This is a genomic window from Ruegeria sp. HKCCD6428, assembly GCF_013110595.1.
GTDB lineage: Bacteria > Pseudomonadota > Alphaproteobacteria > Rhodobacterales > Rhodobacteraceae > Ruegeria.
The window spans coordinates 174,434-196,537 of the sequence record NZ_WVQX01000005.1 but is presented as its reverse complement, the minus strand read 5'-3'; the positions used below and the strand labels follow the sequence as shown (position 1 = coordinate 196,537).

18 protein-coding genes are annotated in these 22,104 nt (G+C 60.3%); 12 read left to right on the top strand and 6 right to left on the bottom strand.

Translation table 11 applies throughout. The features are described 5' to 3' along the window. Positions 1-28 precede the first annotated feature (28 nt). Positions 29-676 (top strand): DUF1007 family protein, encoded by a 648-nt coding sequence (locus GS620_RS13515; protein ID WP_171363679.1) that lies wholly within the window; start codon positions 29-31, stop codon positions 674-676. Beyond that, complete coding sequence (locus tag GS620_RS13510) at positions 661-1,596, top strand: nickel/cobalt transporter (protein ID WP_171616328.1); 936 nt, start codon at positions 661-663, stop codon at positions 1,594-1,596. Before GS620_RS13515 ends, GS620_RS13510 begins: the two co-directional genes overlap by 16 nt. 1 nt (position 1,597) lies before the next feature. Here the strand turns inward: GS620_RS13510 and truA are convergent, their stop codons facing one another. Next, complete coding sequence (gene truA / locus GS620_RS13505) at positions 1,598-2,365, bottom strand: tRNA pseudouridine(38-40) synthase TruA (RefSeq protein WP_152457202.1); 768 nt, start codon at positions 2,363-2,365, stop codon at positions 1,598-1,600. A gap of 107 nt (positions 2,366-2,472) precedes the next feature. Here truA and GS620_RS13500 point away from each other — a divergent pair, with 107 nt between their 5' ends. The 6 genes from GS620_RS13500 (at position 2,473) to ileS (ending at position 12,057) form a co-directional block, all read left to right on the top strand. Continuing rightward, a complete protein-coding gene (locus GS620_RS13500; RefSeq protein WP_171205617.1) occupies positions 2,473-3,888 on the top strand; it encodes a YcjX family protein in 1,416 nt (471 codons plus the stop codon). Next, a complete protein-coding gene (locus tag GS620_RS13495) occupies positions 3,885-4,340 on the top strand; it encodes a GNAT family N-acetyltransferase (protein ID WP_171205618.1) in 456 nt (151 codons plus the stop codon). The genes GS620_RS13500 and GS620_RS13495 overlap by 4 nt, the downstream gene beginning before the upstream one ends. Further along, positions 4,333-5,322: a YcjF family protein gene (locus GS620_RS13490; protein WP_171616326.1), complete on the top strand. Its 990-nt coding sequence runs from the start codon at positions 4,333-4,335 to the stop codon at positions 5,320-5,322. Before GS620_RS13495 ends, GS620_RS13490 begins: the two co-directional genes overlap by 8 nt. Positions 5,323-5,382: 60 nt before the next feature. Beyond that, positions 5,383-6,093: a VIT1/CCC1 transporter family protein gene (locus GS620_RS13485; protein WP_171117463.1), complete on the top strand. Its 711-nt coding sequence runs from the start codon at positions 5,383-5,385 to the stop codon at positions 6,091-6,093. A 178-nt stretch (positions 6,094-6,271) separates the two neighbouring features. After that, the gene (locus GS620_RS13480) at positions 6,272-8,980 is read left to right on the top strand and encodes a DUF2339 domain-containing protein (protein WP_171616324.1); all 2,709 of its coding nucleotides are present in this window, start codon (positions 6,272-6,274) and stop codon (positions 8,978-8,980) included. A gap of 164 nt (positions 8,981-9,144) precedes the next feature. Beyond that, the gene (gene ileS / locus GS620_RS13475) at positions 9,145-12,057 is read left to right on the top strand and encodes an isoleucine--tRNA ligase (protein ID WP_171616322.1); all 2,913 of its coding nucleotides are present in this window, start codon (positions 9,145-9,147) and stop codon (positions 12,055-12,057) included. A 40-nt stretch (positions 12,058-12,097) separates the two neighbouring features. Here ileS and GS620_RS13470 read toward each other — a convergent pair whose 3' ends face one another. Next, positions 12,098-14,056 (bottom strand): hypothetical protein, encoded by a 1,959-nt coding sequence (locus GS620_RS13470; protein WP_171616320.1) that lies wholly within the window; start codon positions 14,054-14,056, stop codon positions 12,098-12,100. A gap of 134 nt (positions 14,057-14,190) precedes the next feature. Here GS620_RS13470 and GS620_RS13465 point away from each other — a divergent pair, with 134 nt between their 5' ends. After that, a complete protein-coding gene (locus tag GS620_RS13465; protein ID WP_171117470.1) occupies positions 14,191-14,646 on the top strand; it encodes a methylated-DNA--[protein]-cysteine S-methyltransferase in 456 nt (151 codons plus the stop codon). Positions 14,647-14,722: 76 nt separating this feature from the next. Further along, on the top strand, positions 14,723-15,190 hold the full coding sequence (locus tag GS620_RS13460) for a hypothetical protein (protein WP_152457211.1): 468 nt from the start codon (positions 14,723-14,725) through the stop codon (positions 15,188-15,190). Between the two features lie 21 nt (positions 15,191-15,211). Here GS620_RS13460 and GS620_RS13455 read toward each other — a convergent pair whose 3' ends face one another. The 4 genes from GS620_RS13455 to fsa form a co-directional block, all read right to left on the bottom strand. Further along, a complete protein-coding gene (locus GS620_RS13455) occupies positions 15,212-15,907 on the bottom strand; it encodes a phosphatidylcholine/phosphatidylserine synthase (protein ID WP_152457212.1) in 696 nt (231 codons plus the stop codon). A gap of 68 nt (positions 15,908-15,975) precedes the next feature. Next, the gene (locus GS620_RS13450) at positions 15,976-16,896 is read right to left on the bottom strand and encodes a tyrosine-type recombinase/integrase (RefSeq protein WP_171616318.1); all 921 of its coding nucleotides are present in this window, start codon (positions 16,894-16,896) and stop codon (positions 15,976-15,978) included. After that, positions 16,893-17,600, bottom strand: a complete 708-nt coding sequence (locus GS620_RS13445) for a DUF484 family protein (protein WP_171616316.1) — start codon at positions 17,598-17,600, stop codon at positions 16,893-16,895. The genes GS620_RS13450 and GS620_RS13445 overlap by 4 nt, the downstream gene beginning before the upstream one ends. Positions 17,601-17,797: 197 nt before the next feature. Beyond that, on the bottom strand, positions 17,798-18,451 hold the full coding sequence (gene fsa, locus GS620_RS13440) for a fructose-6-phosphate aldolase (RefSeq protein WP_117869747.1): 654 nt from the start codon (positions 18,449-18,451) through the stop codon (positions 17,798-17,800). A gap of 88 nt (positions 18,452-18,539) precedes the next feature. On the opposite strand from fsa, the gene GS620_RS13435 reads away from it, so the two are divergent. Together GS620_RS13435 and GS620_RS13430 are read left to right on the top strand one after the other, a co-directional pair. Further along, on the top strand, positions 18,540-20,735 hold the full coding sequence (locus tag GS620_RS13435; RefSeq protein ID WP_171616314.1) for a primosomal protein N': 2,196 nt from the start codon (positions 18,540-18,542) through the stop codon (positions 20,733-20,735). A gap of 79 nt (positions 20,736-20,814) precedes the next feature. Continuing rightward, positions 20,815-22,047 carry an MFS transporter gene (locus GS620_RS13430; RefSeq protein WP_171616312.1) on the top strand — a complete coding sequence of 411 codons (1,233 nt, stop codon included), beginning with the start codon at positions 20,815-20,817 and terminating at the stop codon, positions 22,045-22,047. Positions 22,048-22,104 lie beyond the last annotated feature (57 nt).

Below are 22,104 nucleotides of genomic sequence, written 5' to 3'. Positions count from 1 at the left end.
CACGCGGAGGGAGACCTATCTTGCGCCTATGCGTTACCTTATAACCACTTTGATCCTTTGTTTACCGATGCAGGCCAACGCCCACCCGCATGTCTTCATTGATACCGGGCTGGAGTTCGTCGTGGATGACGCTGGTCAACTGACCCATGTTCGCGTGACCTGGGCGTATGACGAATTCTACTCGTTGCTGGTTCTGGAAGACATGAAGCTGGATCAGGATGCTGACGGCGTTCTGACGGAAAGCGAAGAACGGTTCCTGACCGGGTTCGATACGCAGTGGGTGGAAGGATATAACGGCGATCTTGTCGTTACCGCAGACGGAAACCATGTCGCGCTGTCGGGCCCGATGGAGGCGCAGGCGACAGTTGAAGACGGACGCGTTGTCACCACGCATCTCAGGGCGGTGGAGGCCGGTTCCGTCGCGGCCGCGGCGCTGTCTGCGAAAGCGTTTGATGAGACGTTTTATACCGCCTACGAGGTGACGCGGCCCGTGACCGTGACGGGCCCCGCCGCGTGCCAGATTGACCGGTTTGACCCGGATATCGACGGCGAACTGGCCCAGATGCAGGCCTTTCTGCTGACCCTGGACGCCGACTACGACCTCGAGGAAAATGACATCCCTCTGGTCGGTGAACGTTTTGCGACCGAGATCCGCGTTTCATGTCCCGCTACCTGATCCTGCCTGTCGGCCTGGCGATTGTACTGCTGCTCTGGTTTTGGGGCAGCGGAGGCTTTGACAGTCTTGCGGCCTGGGCTGCGGGGGAGCAACGAGAATTCCAGAACCAGATCGCCCGGTCCTTGCGTGCCGCGCGTGCCGAGCAACCCGAGGCGGTGGCAACGCTGTTGACGGTCTGTTTCGCCTACGGGTTCTTTCATGCCATCGGCCCCGGCCACGGAAAGGTCCTGATCGGGGGTTACGGTTTGGGTCGGCGTGTCGCCTTCTGGCGGTTGTCGGCGATCAGTGTATTGTCCAGCCTGGGGCAGGCGGTGACGGCCGTCGTCTTGGTCTATGCCGGGGTGCTGGTGTTCCAGATGTCCCGTGAAAGCCTTGTTGGAACGACGGAACAGGTCATGGCACCGATAAGCTACGGAGCGATCGCCCTTATCGGTCTTTGGCTGGTGGTCCGGTCCTTGCGCAGTTTTGCAAAGAGACGGAATACCACGTCGCCCCATGATCACCAACATCACGAAAACGATCACTCGCATCATCCCCACCACGATGGAGAAGTCTGTTCAGATTGCGGCCACCGCCATGGCCCGACCGCACAGGAAGTTGCAAATGTGGGTTCACTGCGCGAGGCCCTGATCCTGATTGTGGGCATCGCGGCACGACCGTGCACAGGGGCTTTGTTCGTGCTGATTCTGACGTGGCAGATGGGCATCGCGATGGTCGGTATCGCCGGGGCTTTTGCCATGGCATTGGGCACGGCGCTGGTGACGACATTGGTGGGATGGACGTCCTTTGGCCTTCGCGGAGGTCTGCTGGCCTCAGCCTCAGCCACACGGTTCGCGTCGGTGCTGGCCCCAACAATCGAACTGGTGGCCGGGCTGATCATTGCCGTGATCGCAAGTGGTTTGCTGCTGCGTGCGATTTAGGTCAGTCGAAAACCGGTTCCGGATACCCGACCCGCGCCAGATACAGCCCCTGCGGCGGGCACACTGGACCGCAGGCCGCACGGTCGGCAGCTTCCAGCGCCTCGCGCACCTCTTCCGGGGTCCACGCTCCGGCGCCCACACGTTCCAGCGTTCCGACGAAACTGCGCACCTGATTGTGCAGAAATGACCGAGCCCTTACGTGGAAATGAACCTCGGGGCCGGAAAAGCCCTGAACCTGTTCAACCCGCAACTCATCCAGAGTTTTGACCGGGCTGGCCGCCTGGCAAATCGACGACCTGAAGGTCGTGAAATCATGGCGACCCAGCAGCATGTTCGCCCCTTCCTGCATGGCCTCGACATCCAGCGGATGGTTGATCTGCCAAACCTGCCCTTTGTCATGGGTTGCAGGCGCGCGTCGCATCAGGATGCGGAACAGGTATTGCCGTTCGACCGCTGAAAACCGCGCGTGCCAATCGTCGGTCACGCGCGCGGCGTCCACGATCGCCACCGGCTGCGGTTTGAGGTGATAGTTCAGTGCCTCGGACAGGCGGAACGGGTCCCAGTCCTTGGCCATGTCGCAATGGGCGACCTGACCCAACGCGTGAACGCCGGCGTCGGTGCGCCCTGCGGCCGCAATCGTATGCGCACCCGGCTGGATACGGGACAGGGCCTGTTCGATTGCGCCCTGCACGGACGGCTGATCCTTTTGCCGCTGCCATCCGGCAAACGGTTCCCCCTGGTATTCGACTTTCAACGCGTATCTGGGCATGTGCCGCTGGTACAGCGCGGCGCGGGAACGGGCAAGGGGGCGAAAGCGCTGGTATGTGCGGTACCCGCTACCTATCTTGGGTGAAACGATAATTGCGGGGCGACGGATTGGTCATCTCATCTCTGGCAGACAGTCTTGTGCGCGGCGTCGAAACCATCGGCGACAGCGTATCCGAGACGTTTTTTGAGCCTGTCATCCGCCTGGGTGTCACCGGGTTGGCGCGGTCGGGCAAGACGGTTTTCATCACCTCGCTGGTGGCGAACCTGCTGGATCGGGGGCGCATGACCGGGTTGGTTGCGCAGCAGGAAGGTCGGATCAATGCCGCCTATCTGCAACCGCAGCCGGATGACACCGTGCCCCGGTTCGATTATGAAACGCACCTGTCCGCCCTAACGGGTCCGACACCGCACTGGCCGGACAGCACGCGCGCGGTGTCAGAGCTGCGCCTGTCCTTCAAAGCCCGCCCAGCCGGCTTGCTTGCCGGCTTGCAGGGACCGCGCACCGTTCATCTGGACATCGTCGACTACCCCGGCGAATGGCTTCTGGATCTGGCCCTGCTGGACAAGTCTTATGCAGACTGGTCTCGGGAAACACTGGAACGTATCGAGGCCCGCTCGGAGGCGGTCGAGTATCTGGGGCAGGTCAATGCCGCAGACCCTTCCGGCGCGCATGACGAGCCGACCGCGCAGGCGCTGGCATCGTCGTTCACGACCTATCTCAATCAGGCGCGTGAAGCGGGGTATTACGACTGTACCCCCGGGCGTTTCCTGCTGCCGGGGGATCTGGCCGGATCTCCGGTTCTGACCTTTGCGCCGTTGGTGGTGTCTGGCCCGTCGCGGCGCAGAACGCTTCAACGCGAGATGGAACGGCGATTTGAAGCCTATAAAGCCCAGGTCGTGAAACCGTTTTTTCGCGATCATTTCTCGCGCATCGACCGGCAGGTGGTTCTGGTCGATGCGCTGGGCGCTATTCACAAAGGTCCTCAGGCGGTCGAGGACATGCGCCGCGCCATGGCTGATATCCTGTCGGCCTTTCGCCCCGGCCGAAACGCGTGGCTCAGCCAATTGCTGCTGGGCAAAAGGGTTGAACGCATCCTTTTTGCGGCGACAAAAGCGGACCACCTGCACCACATGCAGCACCCCCGCCTGACCGCGATTATCGAGGCGTTGACGCGTGAGGCGCGTGATCGGGCGAATTTCGCCGGAGCCCGGACCGAGGCCCTGTCTCTGGCTTCGCTGCGTGCTACGACCGAAGAACTGCGCCACCACGACGGGACAGACTTGCCATGCGTTCGGGGTACCCTGTTGGAGAGCGGCAAACAGGCCGCCTTCTACCCGGGAGAATTGCCCGAGGATCCAGCGCATCTGTTGGGTCCGGCCCGAAACGGGGCTGATGCGTGGTTGGGCGAAGATTATGGCTTCATGGCCTTTGCCCCGGCGAAACTGTCGCTGAGACCCGGTGATGGCCCGCCGCATATCCGGCTGGACAGGGCGGCACAGTTCTTGATCGGAGATCGGTTGTGACGACAATTCTACGCCACGCACGCCCGACGGATGCGGGCACCATCGGGTCGATCCTGCACGGTTTCGCCTTGGAAAACGACTGGATGCCTGAATTGCACAGCTGCGCCGAGACGATCGCTTTCTGTGGTCGAATGATTGATCTGGAATGGGTGACCGTGGCCGAAACCGAGGCCGGCGTTGTTGGCTTTTTGGCGCTCGACGGTCATGAAATCCATTCGCTTTATCTGGATGCTTCGGTTCGGGGCTGCGGGATTGGTCGGCAATTGCTGGATCACGCCAAATCGGCCCGCTCAGAGCTGAGCTTGTACGCGTTTCAGAACAATGCCCGAGCCTGCCGGTTTTATGAACGTAACGGCTTTGCCGAGGTGGCCCGCAGCGATGGGGCGGACAACGACGAAAACCTGCCGGACATACGGTTTGTCTGGCGCAGCGAGGATGTGATCGATGGCTAAAGGCCCGGTTTTGATCGATCTTGAAACGGATGAGCCCCCTGCCGATGTCGCCAAGGCCCCGCCGGTGCCGGACATCGCGCAACCACAAGGGCAGGCGATGCAAGGCGCGGCGCGGCTGGCGGCGCGCAGACCATCGGCTCTGGCACGCTGGTTCTGGGGGCTTGCTCTGGCGGTGATCGGGGCGGCCGTATCGGTGGCCGCGTGGGATTTTGCAACTTCGCTGGTGGCGCGAACGCCTTTTTTGGGTTGGATCGTAACCGGATTGATCGCCGCTCTGGTTCTTGTGGCGCTTATGATCGCAATCCGTGAACTGGCCGCATTGGGGCGATTGTCCCGTGTGGATGGCATGCGCCGGGCCGCAGATGCCGCGTTGGCTGAGGACGATCTGGCTCAGGCCCGCGCAGTCACCAATCGTATCATCGCATTCTACAAAGGCCGGGAAGACACGCGCTGGGGCCGCGAACGATTGACCGAGCGGATGGCGGATCAGTTCGATGCGTCAGCTCTGCTGGAACTTGCCGAAGTTGAGCTGTTGGCGCCTCTGGACGAAGCCGCCAGCCGCGAGGTCGAGGCCGCGGCCCGGCAAGTTGCAACCGTGACCGCATTGGTGCCATTGGCGCTTGCGGATGTGATAACCGCGCTGGCCGCGTCATTGCGGATGATCCGCCGGGTTGCCGAAATCTATGGCGGGCGCGCGGGTACGTTGGGCGGCTGGCGTCTGACCCGCAGTGTATTTGTGCATCTGGTGGCGACAGGGGCGGTTGCAGTCGGCGATGATCTGCTGGAGCCCGTCCTGGGCGGTTCCGTTCTGAGCAAACTGTCACGCCGGTTCGGCGAGGGTCTGGTCAACGGGGCCCTCAGCGCTCGTGTGGGTGTGGCCGCGATGGAGGTGTGCCGCCCGTTGCCTTTCTCGGACAGGCACAAACCTTCGACGCGGGGCATCATCAAGCGCGCCTTGCAGGGCCTGTTTTCCAAGGGTTGATCCAAAGCAAGGCGCCCCGGCCTGCGCTTCGGCACACTGAATGTGTCAAAGGAGCCAGCCATGACGGATCACGGTCACAGCCCGCAGGAAATCGCCGAACGGATCAACGCGCCGCCCGGACGCGGCGTGTTGCGTGATGTCGTATATGGCGGCATCGACGGGTCCGTCACCACATTTGCCATTGTGGCAGGCGTTGCAGGGGCAGGTCTTTCCCCTTTCGTTATCGTGGCGCTTGGCCTGGCGAATGTTCTGGCTGACGGGTTTTCGATGGCGGCGGGCAATTATTCGGGCACCAAGGCCGAGCTGGACAACATTCGCCGCATCCGCGCGGTCGAGGAACGCCACATTGCGTTGTACCCGGATGGTGAGCGCGAAGAAGTGCGAGAGATCCTTGCGCAAAAAGGGCTGTCTGGCGACATTCTGATCGAGGCCACGGCAGAGATCACCTCGAGCAACGAAAACTGGATCAACCTGATGATCGAAGGTGAATATGGTCTGGGCAGTGTCGACCCGCATCCAATGAAAGCGGCTGTGGCCACCTTCTTCGCGTTTCTGGTGGCGGGGATGATCCCATTGCTGCCGTTTCTGGCGTCCGTGCCGAACGCGTTTGCGATCTCGGCCTGGATGACCATGGCTGTCTTTTTTGCGATTGGCGCGCTCAAAAGCCGGTGGTCACTGGCCCCCTGGTGGCGGTCGGGGATCGAGACGTTTTTGATCGGCGGGCTGGCCGCGCTGATCGCGTATCTCGTCGGGTCCTTGTTCCACCCATAAATTTTGCGCCGCTGGGATGACGGTTGTTGCGGCAGGCGTTACCGCAGACCCCGGACCTTTTCAGGCCGACGATCGCGCGTCCGGCGATTTCGGTGCTTTAGATCGGATCACAGCTTTCCTGACTGTCACTTTCGGACGGCTCAAGATAGCCTGACCTCCAAAAGGATCGGAGACTCGGTTGGAATCGCTGCTTGTTCTTGTTGGCCTGATAGTTCTGGCCATCCCTGTGACATTGATCGCTCTTTTGGTCGGGCATTCCCGATTGCGTCGCCGGGTAGAGCAGCTGGAAGCGCAAATCAACGCATTGGCCTCAGGCGATGCGACCGTCCTGCCGCAACCGGAACAGGAAACGCCTGCAACGCAACCTGCTGCCGAAGAAAAGCCGCGCAGGCCGGCACCCTGGTCGGCTCCAAAACGGCAGGAAGACAACAGTGCCGACGCTCAGGATGCAGAGGTTTCTTCTGCGGCTGTCGTGTTTCGCCATGACAGGTTTGCGGCTTTGGGCGCGTGGCTGCGCGAGAACTGGTTTTATGTGGTTTCGGCCCTGTCTCTGGCGCTGGCCGGTATTTTCCTCGTGCAATACGGCGTCGAAAACGGTTTGCTGCCGCCGGCGGCCCGTGTCGTCGCTGCCCTGGGTTTCGGCACGGTTCTGATCCTCGGAGGAGAAATCCTGCGCCGCAAATTCGGTGATGACGAAGCGGTGGCAACCGCCTATCTGCCCTCGGTCTTTTCCGGTGCCGGGCTTGTCACTTTGTTCGGGGCCATCCTGTCCGCGCGCCAGCTGTACAACCTGATCGGTGCCGAAACGGCACTGGCAGGGATGGTCGTTGTTGCGCTGGTGGGGCTCGTTCTGGGGTGGTTCCACGGTCCGCTGCTGGCTGCGGTCGGTCTGATCGGTGCCTTCGCGGCACCTTTCCTGGTCGGGGGCGCGTCCGATGATCCGTCGTGGCTTTATGCGTATTTCCTGCTGGTTGCCGTCTTGGGGCTGGGTATCGACACGGTACGGCGCTGGGCATGGATCTCGGTCCTGACGCTGTTTGGGGCTTATGCGGCGAACCTGCTTCTGGTGATGGGCGCGCCGAGTACGGAATCGGGATACCTGATCGCGGCAACGGTGCTGGCGCTTTTGGCAACCGCCATTCCGGTGCGGCGCATTTGGCCAAATCACGCGGGCCCCATGCTGACTGAGATGATCCGCCGCCCAAAGGCCCGCCCTTGGCCGGAATTCCCAACTCGACTGGCCGCCGGGGCCATCGCGGCAAGTACGGTGATCCTGTCCTGGCATTGGGCGGACACGGAACCCGAATTCTGGTTGGGCGTCAGCCTGTTGTCTGCCCTTGTTCTGGCTCTGCTTCTATGGGCTAAGGATGCACCGGCCCTCCGGGACCTGACCGTCCTGCCTGCGGCTGGTTTGGTGGTCTTTGTCGCCTCTCACGGGCTTGAGAATGGCGCGGTTCTGGACAGGTTTGCGGGCACTTACGCGGAAACGCCCGAGGCCGACTATCCGATGGTGGTCACTGTGCTGGTCGCTTTGGGAGGTTTGATGTCGGCCCTGATGGCGTGGCGGTCATTCAAGGCAAACCAGTATCGCGCCGTCTGGGCCGGAGGAGCCGCGCTTTTTGCACCCGTGCTGGCCATCGCGCTGGAAATAGGCTGGCATCCGGCTTCGGTGATCGGGGCTTATCCTTGGGCGCTCCACGCGATTGCGCTGGCTGTGTTGATGGTGGTTCTGGCTGAACGCTTTGCCCGCGTTGACGGCGATGACCGGATGCGGGCGGCACTGGCCACCCTGTCCATGCTGTCGTGTCTGGTCTTTGCCTGTGTCATCGTGCTCAGCTCGGCGGCGCTGACGGTTGCATTGGTCGCCAGCGTTGTTGTTGCGGCCGCGTTGGACCGCAGGTTCATCCTGCCGCCGATGAGCTGGTTCATCTGGGCCGGTGTCTTTACCGTCACGGTGCGTTTGGTGCTTGATCCCGGGCTGGACTGGGCCAATTCCGCTCCGGTGTCCGAGATGGCGATGGTCTATGGCGTGGCCACATTGGGATTTGTCGTGGGCTGGTGGCTTTTGCGTCCGTTGAAGCGCCCACTGGCGGCGCTGCTGCTGGAAAGTGCGGCCCGGGCGACAGCGGGTATCCTGCTTTCATTGCTGCTTCTGCGTTGGCTCGAAGGCTTTGGCGAGGGCGGCGCTGACAACAGCCATTGGGGCCTGGGTCTGTTGGCCGTCATCTGGCTTTTGCTTGCGTTCGCGCAGGTGCAGAGGTTCGGGCTGGGTGGCAAACTGAACTACCTGCGATACCTGCTTGCTCTGTTCTTTGCGGGTCATGGCCTTTTCTATCTGTTGCTGGCATTGGCGGACCAGAACCCCTTGTTTGATCCGAATGCGGATCCGGTGCTTGGGCCGCCGGTTTTGAATACGCTGGCCGTTGCCTATCTGTTGCCCGCATTGGCCATCGGCGGATCGGCCTGGAGGATCCGGGAAATGCCGAAACCGATCATGCAAGCAAGCTTTGCCGTTGCAGGGACATTGGCGGCAGTTTGGTTGGGTTTGACGATCCGTCACGTCTGGCAGGGCGCGGCGGGTATGTATGAAGGCAACGGCGTCACCCAGCCGGAACTGTATACCTACACTTTGGTGCTGCTGCTGATCGGGGCCGCTCTGTTCTATCAATCTCTTGCCCGCCGATCCGACCTGATGCGCAAGGCAGGGCTGGCGGTGATCGGGCTGGCGGTGGCCAAGGTCTTCCTGATCGACATCGCCGGTCTGGGCGGCCTGATCCGGGTGTTTTCGCTGTTGGCGCTGGGCCTTGCGCTGGCCGGTCTTGCGTGGCTGAACCGGTGGGCAAAACTGCGCCATTCGCCGCAGCGGGCAGAACCTCTGGACCATTAGGTGCAGGCGTCATATAAGCGCGCCATGCATGACCGGATGGCCATCATTATTCGAATTATATCCCCGGCGCTCTGACCTCCTGAGACGCCGGGCAAAGGTGTTTGAGACTTCGCACCGACCGCTTCGATCCAATAGACGACCAGATCATCCAAAGGACGCCCCAAATGTGCGCCGACACGATCCAGACACCTGATTACAAAGACACGCTGAACCTGCCCAAAACCGATTTCCCCATGCGCGCCGGCCTGCCCAAGCGCGAACCCGCATGGCTGGAACGGTGGGAGACCATCGGTGTCTATGACCGCCTGCGCGAGAAAAAGGGCCGCTCGCCCTTTACGTTGCACGATGGCCCCCCTTACGCGAATGGTCATCTGCATATCGGCCACGCCCTGAACAAGACCATCAAAGACATGATCGTGCGATCCCATCAGATGATGGGCTTTGATGCGCGATACGTGCCCGGCTGGGACTGCCACGGCCTGCCGATCGAATGGAAGATCGAGGAAAAGTACCGCAAGAAGGGCAAGAACAAGGACGAGGTGAACATCGTCGACTTCCGTCAGGAATGCCGCAAGTTCGCCGAGGGCTGGATCGACATCCAGCGCGAAGAGTTCAAGCGTCTAGGCATCACCGGCAACTGGGCCGATCCCTACGTCACCATGGATTATCACGCCGAGGCGGTGATTGCGGACGAATTCATGAAGTTCCTGATGAACGGCACGCTCTATCAGGGCTCGAAGCCTGTCATGTGGTCGCCCATCGAAAAGACGGCCCTGGCCGAGGCCGAGGTCGAGTATCACGACAAGGAAAGCTTCACCATCTGGGTGAAGTTCAAGGTCGTGAATGCGGGCGATCTTGATGATGCCTATGTGGTAATCTGGACGACGACGCCGTGGACCATGCCGTCGAACAAAGCCGTCGTCTATGGCAAGGACATTTCCTACGGTCTCTACGAAGTTACCGGCACGCCCGAGGAATGCTGGGCCAAGGTAGGCGACAAGTTCCTGCTGGCCGACAATCTGGCCGCTGACGTTCTGGGCCGTGCCCGTCTGAACGACGATCAATGGACCCGTGTGCGCGACGTGACCGCCGACGAATTGGAGAGCGTGCAGCTGCTTCACCCGCTGGCCGGGGCCGAAGGCGGCAATGGCGAATGGGACGACATCCGCGATTTCCGCGCCGCTGACTTCGTAACCGATACCGAAGGCACCGGTTTCGTCCACTGCGCGCCGTCCCACGGGATGGAGGAGTTCGAGCTGTACCGTGATCTGGGCATGCTGGAACAGGTCATCACCTATAACGTGATGGACGATGGCTCGTTCCGTGCCGATCTGCCGTTCTTTGGCGGCAAATACATCCTGTCCCGCAAGGGCGGCGAGGGTGACGCAAACAAGGCCGTCATCGACAAGCTGGCCGAGGTCGGCGGGCTGCTGGCGCGCGGCAAGATCAAGCACAGCTATCCGCATTCGTGGCGCTCAAAGGCGCCGATCATCTATCGCAACACGCCGCAGTGGTTCGCATCCGTCGACCGCAAGCTGGATGACGGTATGGGCGAGATGGGCAACACCATCCGCGAACGTGCCCTGCGGTCGATTGACGAGCTGGTGAAGTGGACGCCGCAGTCCGGCCGCAACCGCCTGTATTCGATGATCGAAGCGCGCCCGGATTGGGTTCTGTCGCGCCAGCGTGCATGGGGTGTGCCGCTGACCTGCTTCACCAAGAAGGGCGCTCTGCCCACCGACGCGGATTACCTGCTGCGCAACGCCGAACTCAACGCCCGCATCAAGGCGGCGTTCGAGAAGGACGGTGCGGATGTTTGGTACACCGACGGTTTCAAGGAAAAGATCCTCTACGGAATCGCCAACCCGGACGACTACGAACAGGTCTTTGACGTACTGGATGTGTGGTTCGACTCGGGTTCAACCCACGCGTTTGTTCTGCGCGATCGCGAGGACGGGACCGAGGATGGCATCGCCGATGTCTACATGGAAGGCACCGACCAGCACCGCGGCTGGTTCCATTCGTCCATGCTGCAAGCCTGCGGCACCAAGGGCCGCGCGCCCTATCGCAACGTAGTGACCCACGGTTTCACGCTGGATGCCAAGGGTAACAAGATGTCCAAGTCGCTGGGCAACACCATCGTGCCGGAAGAGGTCGTCAAGCAATACGGCGCCGATATCCTGCGCCTGTGGGTGGCGCAGACCGACTATACCGCCGATCAGCGGATCGGGCCGGAGATTCTGAAGGGCACCGCCGACAGCTATCGTCGTCTGCGCAACACCATGCGGTTCATGCTGGGCTCATTGGCCGACTTCACCGAGGCCGACCGCGTCGCGCGCGAGGATATGCCGCGTCTGGAACGCTGGGTTCTCAGCCGTCTGGCGGAATTGGATGCGCAGGTGCGCAAGGGTTATGCCGCGTTTGACTTCCAGGGTGTTTTCAGCGTCGTGTTCAACTTTGCTACGGTTGATCTGTCGTCCTTCTATTTCGACGTTCGCAAGGATGTTCTGTACTGCGACGGGGACAGCACACGCCGCCGCGCCGCGCGCACTGTTCTGGATATCCTGTTCCACCGTCTGACCACCTGGCTGGCCCCGGTTCTGGTCTTCACCATGGAAGAGGTCTGGCTGGAGCGGTTCCCGGGCGATGACAGTTCGGTCCATCTGGTGGACTTTCCGGACACACCCGCCGATTGGCGCGATGCCGAGCTTGAGGCCAACATGGCCAAGGTGCGTCGTGTGCGCCGGGCCGTGACTGCCGCGCTGGAGGTTCAGCGTCAGGACAAAGTGATCGGCTCCAGCCTCGAGGCGGCACCGATCGTGCATGTCGAGGATGGCGATACCCGCGATCTGCTGGCCACGTTCGACGTGGACGACATGTGCATCACCTCGGGCCTGACCGTGACCGGCGATCCCGCCCCGGCCGAGGCGTTCCGTGTGCCGGAAATCGAAGGCGTTGCCGTCGTATTCGAAAAAGCAGAAGGCGAGAAATGTCAGCGTTGCTGGAAAATCCTGCCTGATGTGGGCCGCCACACCCATGCGGGCGTCTGCGGGCGCTGCAATGAGGCGCTGGGATAAATCAACGCGCCCCCCGAATTCAGTCGGGGGGCATTTTGGGCTATGTCTGCACAGATTGCGGTGTTGGATTGAACAGATCAAAGCCAATGGCAGGATCTGACAGTGCTTTCCAAACCTGATAGTCCGTAAAGTAACCGGTGTGCCCGCCAGGATCGACCGGGATGTTTCGATTTGCAAAAATGAGCCCACCCTCGATCTCGGTTCCGACAAAATCGTCCTGCCGGAAGATGTTGAACCACGCGGCGTTCAACTGACTGGCCGTGATGGTGAACATCTCGGGAAAATAGCGCTGATAGATATGGGTGACCGGAGAGCCCATCGTGATGAGTGTCAGGGTCCGCCCGCCGATGCGTCTCTGGACGCGTGGGTCAGCAAGCATCTGCGTGGCAATCACGGTGCCCTGCGAATGGGATATCACCGTAATATGATCCGCTGGAAAGATATCGAGAACATAGTACAACGTGCGATAGAAACGTTCGTCTATCGCCTTGCGATCCGGATAGTTGCGTTGTCGCGTTTCCAGATCTTTTCCCAGATAGCATTTGTCACGAATGGCGTAGGTAACGATATCCCGTGCAACGCCCAGCCCGGCGGAAACAAAATCAGAAAACCGGTACATCAACGCAGTTGCGCCAAGAACGATCAGGCCGATCTCGCCTTGCGAACAGGCCAACCTGTCCAAAGCCCAAGAGATCGGGTTGGTTTCACCTATGCCCACGTTGCATGCGGCCTCAAAACTCTGGTTGGCTGCGATCTCTCGGATCGTGACCAGAACCAGCACGATTGTACCAAACAGAAAGACCCACTGCGCCAGCCGGTTTACAATCGCCCGGCTGATCAGACCGCTGCGGGTGTGAAGGTTGGCCTTGTACGTTTTGCGACCTGCAAAAAGCCCGACGCCAACGAACCCCAACAGAACGATGGCCACAAAGGCCACGCTGAGAGTTTCGATGGACTCGTTCAAATTGCTTTCAAAAAGACGTTGCAGCTGACCGCCGGACAGGCCCGAAACAGTTTCCAGCAATTGCTCTATGGTCAACCAGAGGCCGGAAATGAAGAACATCCAGAAAACCAGCATGCCTGCACAGATGCTGGGGTACAGCCGCCTGTGCTCTGAAAGTGTGTCATTGATCTGCAGCGTCCAGGCGGACAACGCGTAAAGAATGAGTGTCAGGAAGATAAGAGTGGCCCAGAAAATGGACAGCAGAAAAACCTGAAACGCCACGAATTGCTCCAGGGCCGGCGGGCAATTTCCCGTGTCGGAAGGGACGCAGACCCACAATTTCAGGCCCAGCGGCCCAATGACCAGGCACAGAGTCAGTGCTGTTCCCATTGCGAGCATTCCACGCCAGAAGACCCGCCTGAGATAGGTCGGCGCCGATCGGCTTTGCCCCAGCCCGACAATGGCCCCGCCGGCGTACAGCCCGAACAGAAGCCAGAACAACAGGGCAGGGTTCTGGAAAACCGAGACAGGTATCCGGTCGGTCATGACCGCTGCGGCACCAATCAACAAAAAGACGTTCAGCGTCGCAACCGCACCGAAGAAGATCCATGTGAAAAGATGTACCAGCTGTGCCGCAAGTGTATTCCTGCCATTGGGCTGGTCCGAGGCAACGCCTTTGCGGATGTGGGTTTGCTCGACATTGTCCATCGCCAGATATCCCAACGCCAGAACGACCCAAATCAGGTCCAGCACGGTTTTGATCGCTCCTTTCGGGGCCGGAGAGCGATCAGCCCAATAAACTTCGGCAAACAGGGCCTTGTCCTGAGGAACAGCCGGGTCAGTCACCGTGCGCAGATTGACTTCGAACAGCTCTGCATTTCTTGGATTTCCGTCGAAGGTGGATTCGGCCAGTTCGATCATGCCGCGTTCGACTTCGATCGGTGGTCTGGGGTTTCCATCCAGCCAGGTTGTTGCTGCGCCAACGACCTGATCGACGGTTTCGCCGGGTTTTTGTTCACCGATTCCATGTACCGTGAGGATCAAATGTCGACCCATTGCGTTCTCCAAAATCTCTTTAAGTAACGGCAGGAGCGTATCACGAATGGCGCCAATGCCCAAAAATGACTTTTTGCGTGGTCTTGCACATTCCCGTGCTTGTGCTTTGCGCTTTGATCTGAAACCGTCGGTCCATGGCGATGATTTCCGTTGAAACTCAGTTCGGACGACTTGGTGTTGAAGAAACAGACGGAGCCCTTACACGGCTTGTCTGGAACGGCAGGGACGAGGGTGAGCCGACTGCGCTGCTGCGCGAAGCCGCCGCCCAGTTGAGGGCCTATGATCAAGGGCGGCTTGACCGTTTCGATCTGCCGTATCGCATTGACGGATCAGAGTTTCAAAAGCAGGTCTGTGACCTGATCTATGCCATCCCGCTTGGAGAAACGCGCACCTATGGCGATATCGCCAAAGAACTGGGGCAACCCGCCCAGCCGGTTGGCCAAGCCTGCGGATCAAACCCCATTCCCGTGATCATTCCCTGCCACCGGGTACTGGCCGCAAATGGCTTGGGCGGTTTTTCGGGCGACGGTGGTGTTGAGACGAAAGTTGCCCTGTTGCGGCATGAGCGGGCGGCAGGTCTTTTGATCTGAGCGTCGAAATTCGGTTGCAATCCGCTTTTTGCAGACACAACTTGTAACAGTTGCTGAATTTGAAGGACCGCATTGCATGACCACTGAACAAGACCGTGCAGCCCGCAAGAAGGCCATTATCGACCGGTTGATGTCGCTTGAAGCGCAAGAGCTTGCAACGGCGCAGGCGCATTACGATGCGTTTTTAAAAGATGCCCAGTTGGACGACCGGGAAGGTCACGACAAGGATGACATTGCCGCATCGCGGGAAAACGCCGATCTGGCGGCTGCCTTCGACGCGCCTGTCCATGCGCATCATGCAAAGATTGATGTCATCGAAAATACCGATTTCAGCCTTGCCGACACGGTCAGGCCAGGAGCTGTGATCAAGTTCAACAACCGCAGATTTGTTGTGTGTGTTTCAACAACGCGGTTTGAAGTGGATGGCAAGACCTATATGGGTATTTCAACCCAAAGCCCGATATATCTGGCGATGGCAGGTCTGCAAAAGGGCGACGTCTTTACCCATAACGGCACCGAATTCGAGGTGCAGGACGTTCTGTAAAACGGGACGGGCAGCGCTGCGTCAGGCGCGGCGCTGCGGAACAACCTGTTGGGCGATGCCTGCGAAGGTCAGGTACAGGCTGGTGATGACCAGCCCCCAATGGGCCCAGCTTTCCGGGTGAAAATCGACCCATGCAGCCCAACCCGCGAAGAACGTCCATGCCAGCGCCATCGGCAAAGTCAGGCTGCGCCAGCGCTCGGTGCGCACGGGATGAACGAATTTCAGCGGTAGAAACATGGCCAGCGACAGCAGGGTGACCAGCAGCAGGATGATCCAGAAATTCGGTTCCAGCGCGAAGATCACGATCACGAACATGTTCCAGCACCCGGGAAAACCGGAAAAGGAATTGTCCTTGGTTTTCATGCGTGTATCCGCGAAATACATCGCACTGGCAAATGTGATGACGATGATCGCGAACCATCCGGTCCAGCCGTCCATCAGCCCCGATTTGAACAGGGCAAAGGCCGGGATGAACACATAGGTCAGGTAATCGATGATCAGATCCAGCAGAACGCCGTCGAACTCGGGCGCGTTGTGCTTGACGTGATAATGTCGCGCCAGCGGGCCATCGATACCGTCTACAATGAAAGACACGACAAGCCAAAGATACATAAGGCTCCATTTCTCTTCAACGGCAGCCAGCATGGCCAGCATGGCAAAAACAGCGCCTGTTGCAGTAAAGAGATGAACGGAAAGAGCTTTGAATCTGAGTGTCATGCGAGCGTCATGACTGATGCGCGTCCGAGATGCAAACCAAAAGCCCGGGTTTTCGAGTCATGTGCACGTCAGGCTTTGGGATGCGCGCGGTTGTAGACCTCCATCAACCGCGCAGTGTCCACTGCCGTATAGGTCTGCGTCGTCGACAAGGAGGCGTGGCCCAGAAGTTCCTGAATGGCACGCAGGTCGCCTCCGGCTGTAAGCAGGTGGGTGGCAAAGCTGTGCCGCATGGCGTGGGGCGTTGCAGTAGAGGGCAGGCCCAATTGCATACGTGCCTTGGCCATGACCCCTTGGATCGCGCGCGGGTTCAGTGCCCCTCCTCGGACGCCGCGAAACAGGGCTTTGTCCTGTGTTTGTGGATGGGGACATAGCTTCAGGTATCTGTCGACCGCTTCCCGAGCCGCGGGAAGAACCGGTACGACCCGCTCTTTGTCGCCTTTGCCGACGATGCGCAGCGTGGCGGGCAAAGGTGCGTCCGTACCGGTCAGGGACAGTGCCTCGGATATGCGCAGTCCGCATCCATAAAGCAGCGTGACAACCGCGACGTCGCGGGCTGCGACCCAGTCCGACGTGGATTGTAGCTCCACTGTATCGATCATGGCGCGGGCTGCGTCTTCGGCCAGTGGACGTGGCAGTTTCTTGGTGAATTTTGGCGCGCGGGTGGACAGAACGGCGGTGGGCTCGAACCCCTCACGCTCTGCCAGCCAACGGTAGAAGCTTTTGACCGCCGAAAGTTTGCGCGCCAAAGACCGCGCGCTCACGTCTGCGCCGCGCTGATCCGCCATCCAGGCGCGCATATCCGACACCGTGATCCGTTCCAGCGCTTTCAGGCCATGCCGTTCGGCGTGATGCAGGGTCATGAACGACAGAAACTCGACGACATCGCCTCGATAGGCGTTTTGCGTGTTCTTGGATCGTCCGGCCAGTGCGCCCAGGCTGTCCAGCCATTGCTGAAGCGCGTCGCGGCAGGCGGGTGAGATCAGGCTCACGACAGCCAGTGGCGCATCGAGCGTTCGAATACGCCGGCAAAAAAGGCCAGAAGATCGGTGCCCAGCTGCGGTGTGAAATGCCGCGGGTCGCGGGCTGCCATGACGATCATGCCCGGAAGACGACCGGCCCCGAGGTCAAGCTTCAGGCAGGCCTCGGAACGAAGCTGATCGGCCTGTGACCCGAAAATGCGGCGGCTTGGCTGATGTATTTCCCGCAAGATCACGTCCCGTGCGGGGCCACCGCGATCAATGGTCAGATACCGGTCGATGAAGCCGGGTTCCGCGATCGTCAGGACACCACCCAGCGTGTCAATCGCAGGATCGTTCTGAACCACGGTGGTTTCCAGAACCAGCGTAACGCTGTCGACGCGCAGGATGTCCGCCACATCGGCGCCCAGCGCGCGCAGGAAATCTTCGAACTCGACAGGTTCCAGCAATCGCAGAATGGCGCGGTGGACCTGATTGGTGCCCGCGAGGTTTTCATAGGCCGCAGCGATGACGGAACGGTGGGTGTCTTCCAGCCGATCCAGCCGCGCCTCGAGCCGTTGCATCGCAATGCCGCGCAGGTCAATCACGTTGTCGCCGCGCGCTTGCTCGTTGGCTGCGACAAGCGCCTGCATCAGGTCTTTGTCGTCCAGCACGACATCCGGCTCGGCCAGAATTGCCGCGCGGAGGTTATCCTCGAGTTTGGGATTGCTGCTCATGTTCCGTCCGGTCTTTTTTGTTGTCGCGGCTTATAACATGCCGGTCCGGATTTGCCTCGGAAAAAATGCACGCAAGGGTGGGTTTCCTTGCATGCTGTGGCGCAGGGGCTCCCGCCCGCCATGCCTGATCACAGATCAGGCATTTGGCCGTTGGGCCGGGCGCGGCGCCTTTCGGCACCGCGCGGTCGGGTCTGGGATCAGAGGATCTTCTGGCCGGTTTTGGCCCAGTCCGCGAGGAAGGTTTCCAGACCTTTGTCCGTCAACGGATGGTCGGCCAGCTTCTTGATGACGGCAGGCGGCGCAGTGATCACGTCGGCCCCGATGCGGGCGCTGTCGGTCACATGGTTGACGGTACGGATCGATGCGGCAAGAATTTCGGTCTCGAACCCGTAGTTGTCATAGACCTGACGGATGTCTGCGATCAGGTCCATGCCGTCGAGGTTGATATCGTCAAGCCGTCCGATGAATGGCGAGATGAATGTCGCGCCCGCCTTTGCAGCCAGAATCGCCTGATTGGTCGAGAAACAGAGGGTCACGTTGACCATCTGGCCTTCGTCGCTGAGCGTTTTGCAGGTTTTCAGGCCCGCCCATGTCAGCGGAACCTTCACGGCGATATTCGGCGCGATCTTGGCCAGCTTGCGGCCTTCGGCGATCATGTCGTCAGCTTCGGTAGCGACAACCTCTGCCGATACCGGGCCGTCGACCAGCTCACAAATTTCTTTGGTTACTTCCAGAATGTCGCGACCCGATTTCAGGATCAGCGAAGGGTTGGTGGTTACGCCGTCCACCATGCCCAGATCGTTCAGTTCGGCGATGGCGTCGATTTCGGCTGTGTCTACGAAGAATTTCATGAGGGCAGTCCTTTGATGGGTTGGCCTTGGTCGCGGATGGCTTTACCTCAAAGAGACCCCTGCTGGAACCCCCTGCGAAGGACATGCCGTGAGCGCTAACGGATTTTTCGACCAAGGAGAGCTGGTTGCGGTGCTGACAACGCAGCCGCTTGACCGGACGCTGGATTACAAAGCGCCCGAAGGCGGGTGCGTTCTGGGCGCGTTTGTCGAGGTTCCTTTGGGCCCGCGCAAGGTGCTGGGGGTGGTCTGGGGGCCAGGGCAGGGTGGTTTTGATCTGAGCAAGGCGCGGTCGGTGATCCGGGTTCTCGAAGTTGCTCCGATGCGTGAAGAAATGCGGGTGTTTCTGGAGAAGGTTGCCGATTACACTCTGACGCCAATGCCTGCGATGCTGCGTCTGGCGACGCGGGCACCGGGCCTGGGTGATCCGCCGTCTATGCGCAAGGTCTACCGGCTGGGGGATACTGAACCTGACCGAATGACCGATGCCCGGAACCGGGTTCTGGAGGTATTGCGGGATTATGGCGGGCTGGCCTTTACCTTGAAGGAACTCGCCGAACAGGCAGGTGTAACGTCATCTGTTGTCAAGGGGTTGGTCAAACAAGGCGCCGTGCGCGAAGAGGACAGCCCGCGCGACCTGCCTTATCCGCATCTTGATCCGGACCTGCCCGGGAAAGACCTGACCGCTGATCAGGCAGCGGCGGTCAAACGGCTTCAGGCCGGGCAGCGGACAGGCGATTACGGCACCACGCTGCTGAAAGGCGTTACCGGTTCCGGCAAGACCGAGGTCTATTTAGAGGCCGTGGCCGAGGCGTTGCGCATGGGGCGGCAGGCCTTGGTTCTGCTTCCCGAGATTGCCCTGACCGCAGAATTTCTGACCCGGGTCGAGGCGCGGTTCGGTGCGCGCCCGGCGGAATGGCATTCCGGCGCGACCATGACGGAACGGCGCCGGGTCTGGCGGATGGTCGGACAGGGGAATGCGCAACTGGTTGTGGGCGCCCGGTCGGCGCTGTTTCTGCCATTCCGCGATCTGGGGCTGGTGGTGGTCGATGAAGAACACGACACGTCCTACAAACAGGAAGACGGCGTGCATTACAGCGCACGCGACATGGCAGTTCTGCGCTCGGCGATCTGTGGCGCCCGGGTGATTCTGGCCAGCGCGACGCCTTCGCTGGAAAGCTGGGCCAATGCCGAGGCCGGCAAATATGAACGGCTCGACCTGACCTCGCGCTTTGGAGCGGCGGTATTGCCCGAGATGAAGCCCATCGACATGCGGGCCGAACAGATGACTCCCGGAACGTGGGTTTCTCCGTCTTTGCGGCAAGCGGTGCAGCAGCGGATCGAAAAAGGCGAACAATCGCTATTGTTCATCAACCGCCGTGGCTATGCGCCGGTCACGTTGTGCCGGGCCTGCGGTGAGCAGATCGCCTGTGATCAGTGCGATGCACGCATGGTCGAGCATCGGTTTCTCAAGCGATTGATGTGCCACCAATGCGGTGAAACCAAGCCGATGCCCGAAGCCTGCCCCTCCTGTGGTGTGGAAGGCAAGCTGGCCCCGGTCGGGCCGGGGATAGAACGGCTGGCGGAAGAAGCCGAGGCGACCTTCCCAGAGGCAAGCATCGCGATGCTGAGCTCTGATCTGTTCGGTTCGGCGCGGGCCTTGAAGGCCAAGATTGAAGAGATCGCCGCCGGGGATGCCGACATTATCATCGGTACGCAGCTGGTGGCCAAGGGCCACAACTTTCCCAAACTCACATTGGTCGGTGTGATCGACGCTGACCTTTCCCTGCATGGCGCGGACCTGCGCGCGGCTGAGCGTACGTTTCAATTGATGCGGCAAGTGGCCGGGCGCGCGGGACGGGCGGACAAGCCGGGGCAGGCGTTGTTGCAGACATTTCAACCGGAACACCCGGTGATCCGGGCCATCCTGTCGGGTGACGAGGAAGGGTTCTGGAAAGCCGAGGCAGCGGGTCGGCAGGCGGCAGGCGTGCCGCCCTATGGTCGCATGGCCGGGATCGTGTTGTCGGGCCCCGAGGTCGGGCCGGTTTTCGATATCGGCAATGCAATGGCGCGCAACGATACACCTTTGACGCAGATCGGCGCTCAGGTCTTTGGCCCGGCGCCGGCACCCATCGCACGTATACGTGGCCGCCACAGAGTACGCTTGTTGGTGAAAGCCCCGAAAGGGGCGCCGATTCAGGATGCCATTGCCCGCTGGATCGCCCCTTTGCGTCTGAAGGGTGATATCCGTCTGACCGTCGATATTGACCCACAGAATTTTTATTGACCTCTGCATCTGTGCAGGGTGATTGTGCGCAGACCGCTTCCCTCTCGCCAAAGCGGTGAAATGGGCGTAGAGGGGGCTCATGCTGAAACCCATGCCCCTTGCCGAGGCTAAGAGCCTGCCGTTCTGGCGCCGCCCCATCACGCTGTTGTTCATGATGGCGCTGACCATGCCCATTGCGTTCAACGCATGGAGCGCGCTGCTGAACAACTTTGTTATTGAGGTGGCGAATTTTGATGGCGCGGATATCGGTCTGCTGCATACCGTGCGCGAGATTCCGGGGTTTCTGGCGGTTGGCGTGATTGCCGTCATCATTTTCATTCGCGAGCAGGTGCTGGCGATGATCTCTCTGATGATGCTTGGTGTCGCAACGGCGGTGACCGCCTGGTTCCCCAGCCTGGGCGGGTTGCTTTTCGTGACCTTGTTCAGCTCGATCGGGTTCCATTACTACGAGACCGTGAACCAGTCGCTTCAATTGCAGTGGCTGCCCAAGGATCGTGCTCCGCAGGTGCTGGGATGGCTGGTTGCGATGGGATCGGCGGCGACCATGGTGGTGTATGGGCTGATCGTACTGACCTGGGATCGCTTTGATCTGTCCTACAACTTTGTATTCATGGCGTCGGGTGGTGTTACGGCTGCGCTGGCCCTGTTCTGTCTGTTCGCCTATCCGCAATTCGATGCGCCCACGCCGCAGACCAAGAAACTGATCCTGCGTCGCCGGTATTGGCTGTATTATGCATTGCAGTTCATGGCAGGCGCGCGGCGGCAGATATTTGTCGTCTTTGCCGGGTTCATGATGGTCGAGAAATTCGGCTTTGAAGTGCATGAGCTCACCAGCCTTTATCTGATCAATCTGATGATCAACATGATGGCCGCCCCATTGCTGGGAAAGGCGGTGGCAAAGTTCGGTGAGCGGCGCACGCTGATATTTGAATATACCGGTCTGGCCATCGTGTTCGCAGCCTATGGCGGCATCTATTGGTTCGGCTGGGGTGTTCTGCTTGCGGCAATCCTTTATGTGATCGACCACGTGCTGTTTGCGCTGGCATTGGCGTTGAAAACCTATTTCCAGAAAATCGCCGACCCTGCTGATATCGCGCCGACCGCTGCGGTGGCCTTTACGATCAATCATATTGCGGCGGTGTTTTTGCCCGCTGTGCTTGGCCTGCTTTGGGTCGTGTCGCCGGGCGCTGTGTTTGGCCTGGCCGCGGCGATGGCGATCGTTTCGCTGCTGTTGTCGCTGTTGATCCCGCGTCACCCCGAGCCCGGCAACGAGACCATCCTGACCAAATACGCTCCGGCCCCTGCGGAATAGGTCTCGGCGCTTGACCTTGACGGCGCGGCGTCCTAGGCGCGGTGTCAATCGAGACAG

Coding starts and splice junctions, on each gene's coding strand:
- fsa (WP_117869747.1), bottom strand. CDS start 18,451: ATGAAATTCTTCGTAGACACAGCCGAAATCGACGCCATCGCCGAACTG.
- truA (WP_152457202.1), bottom strand. CDS start 2,365: ATGCCCAGATACGCGTTGAAAGTCGAATACCAGGGGGAACCGTTTGCC.
- GS620_RS13510 (WP_171616328.1), top strand. CDS start 661: ATGTCCCGCTACCTGATCCTGCCTGTCGGCCTGGCGATTGTACTGCTG.
- GS620_RS13460 (WP_152457211.1), top strand. CDS start 14,723: ATGACCACTGAACAAGACCGTGCAGCCCGCAAGAAGGCCATTATCGAC.
- GS620_RS13490 (WP_171616326.1), top strand. CDS start 4,333: ATGGCTAAAGGCCCGGTTTTGATCGATCTTGAAACGGATGAGCCCCCT.
- GS620_RS13465 (WP_171117470.1), top strand. CDS start 14,191: ATGGCGATGATTTCCGTTGAAACTCAGTTCGGACGACTTGGTGTTGAA.
- GS620_RS13445 (WP_171616316.1), bottom strand. CDS start 17,600: ATGAGCAGCAATCCCAAACTCGAGGATAACCTCCGCGCGGCAATTCTG.
- GS620_RS13455 (WP_152457212.1), bottom strand. CDS start 15,907: ATGACACTCAGATTCAAAGCTCTTTCCGTTCATCTCTTTACTGCAACA.
- GS620_RS13470 (WP_171616320.1), bottom strand. CDS start 14,056: ATGGGTCGACATTTGATCCTCACGGTACATGGAATCGGTGAACAAAAA.
- GS620_RS13485 (WP_171117463.1), top strand. CDS start 5,383: ATGACGGATCACGGTCACAGCCCGCAGGAAATCGCCGAACGGATCAAC.
- GS620_RS13430 (WP_171616312.1), top strand. CDS start 20,815: ATGCTGAAACCCATGCCCCTTGCCGAGGCTAAGAGCCTGCCGTTCTGG.
- ileS (WP_171616322.1), top strand. CDS start 9,145: ATGTGCGCCGACACGATCCAGACACCTGATTACAAAGACACGCTGAAC.
- GS620_RS13515 (WP_171363679.1), top strand. CDS start 29: ATGCGTTACCTTATAACCACTTTGATCCTTTGTTTACCGATGCAGGCC.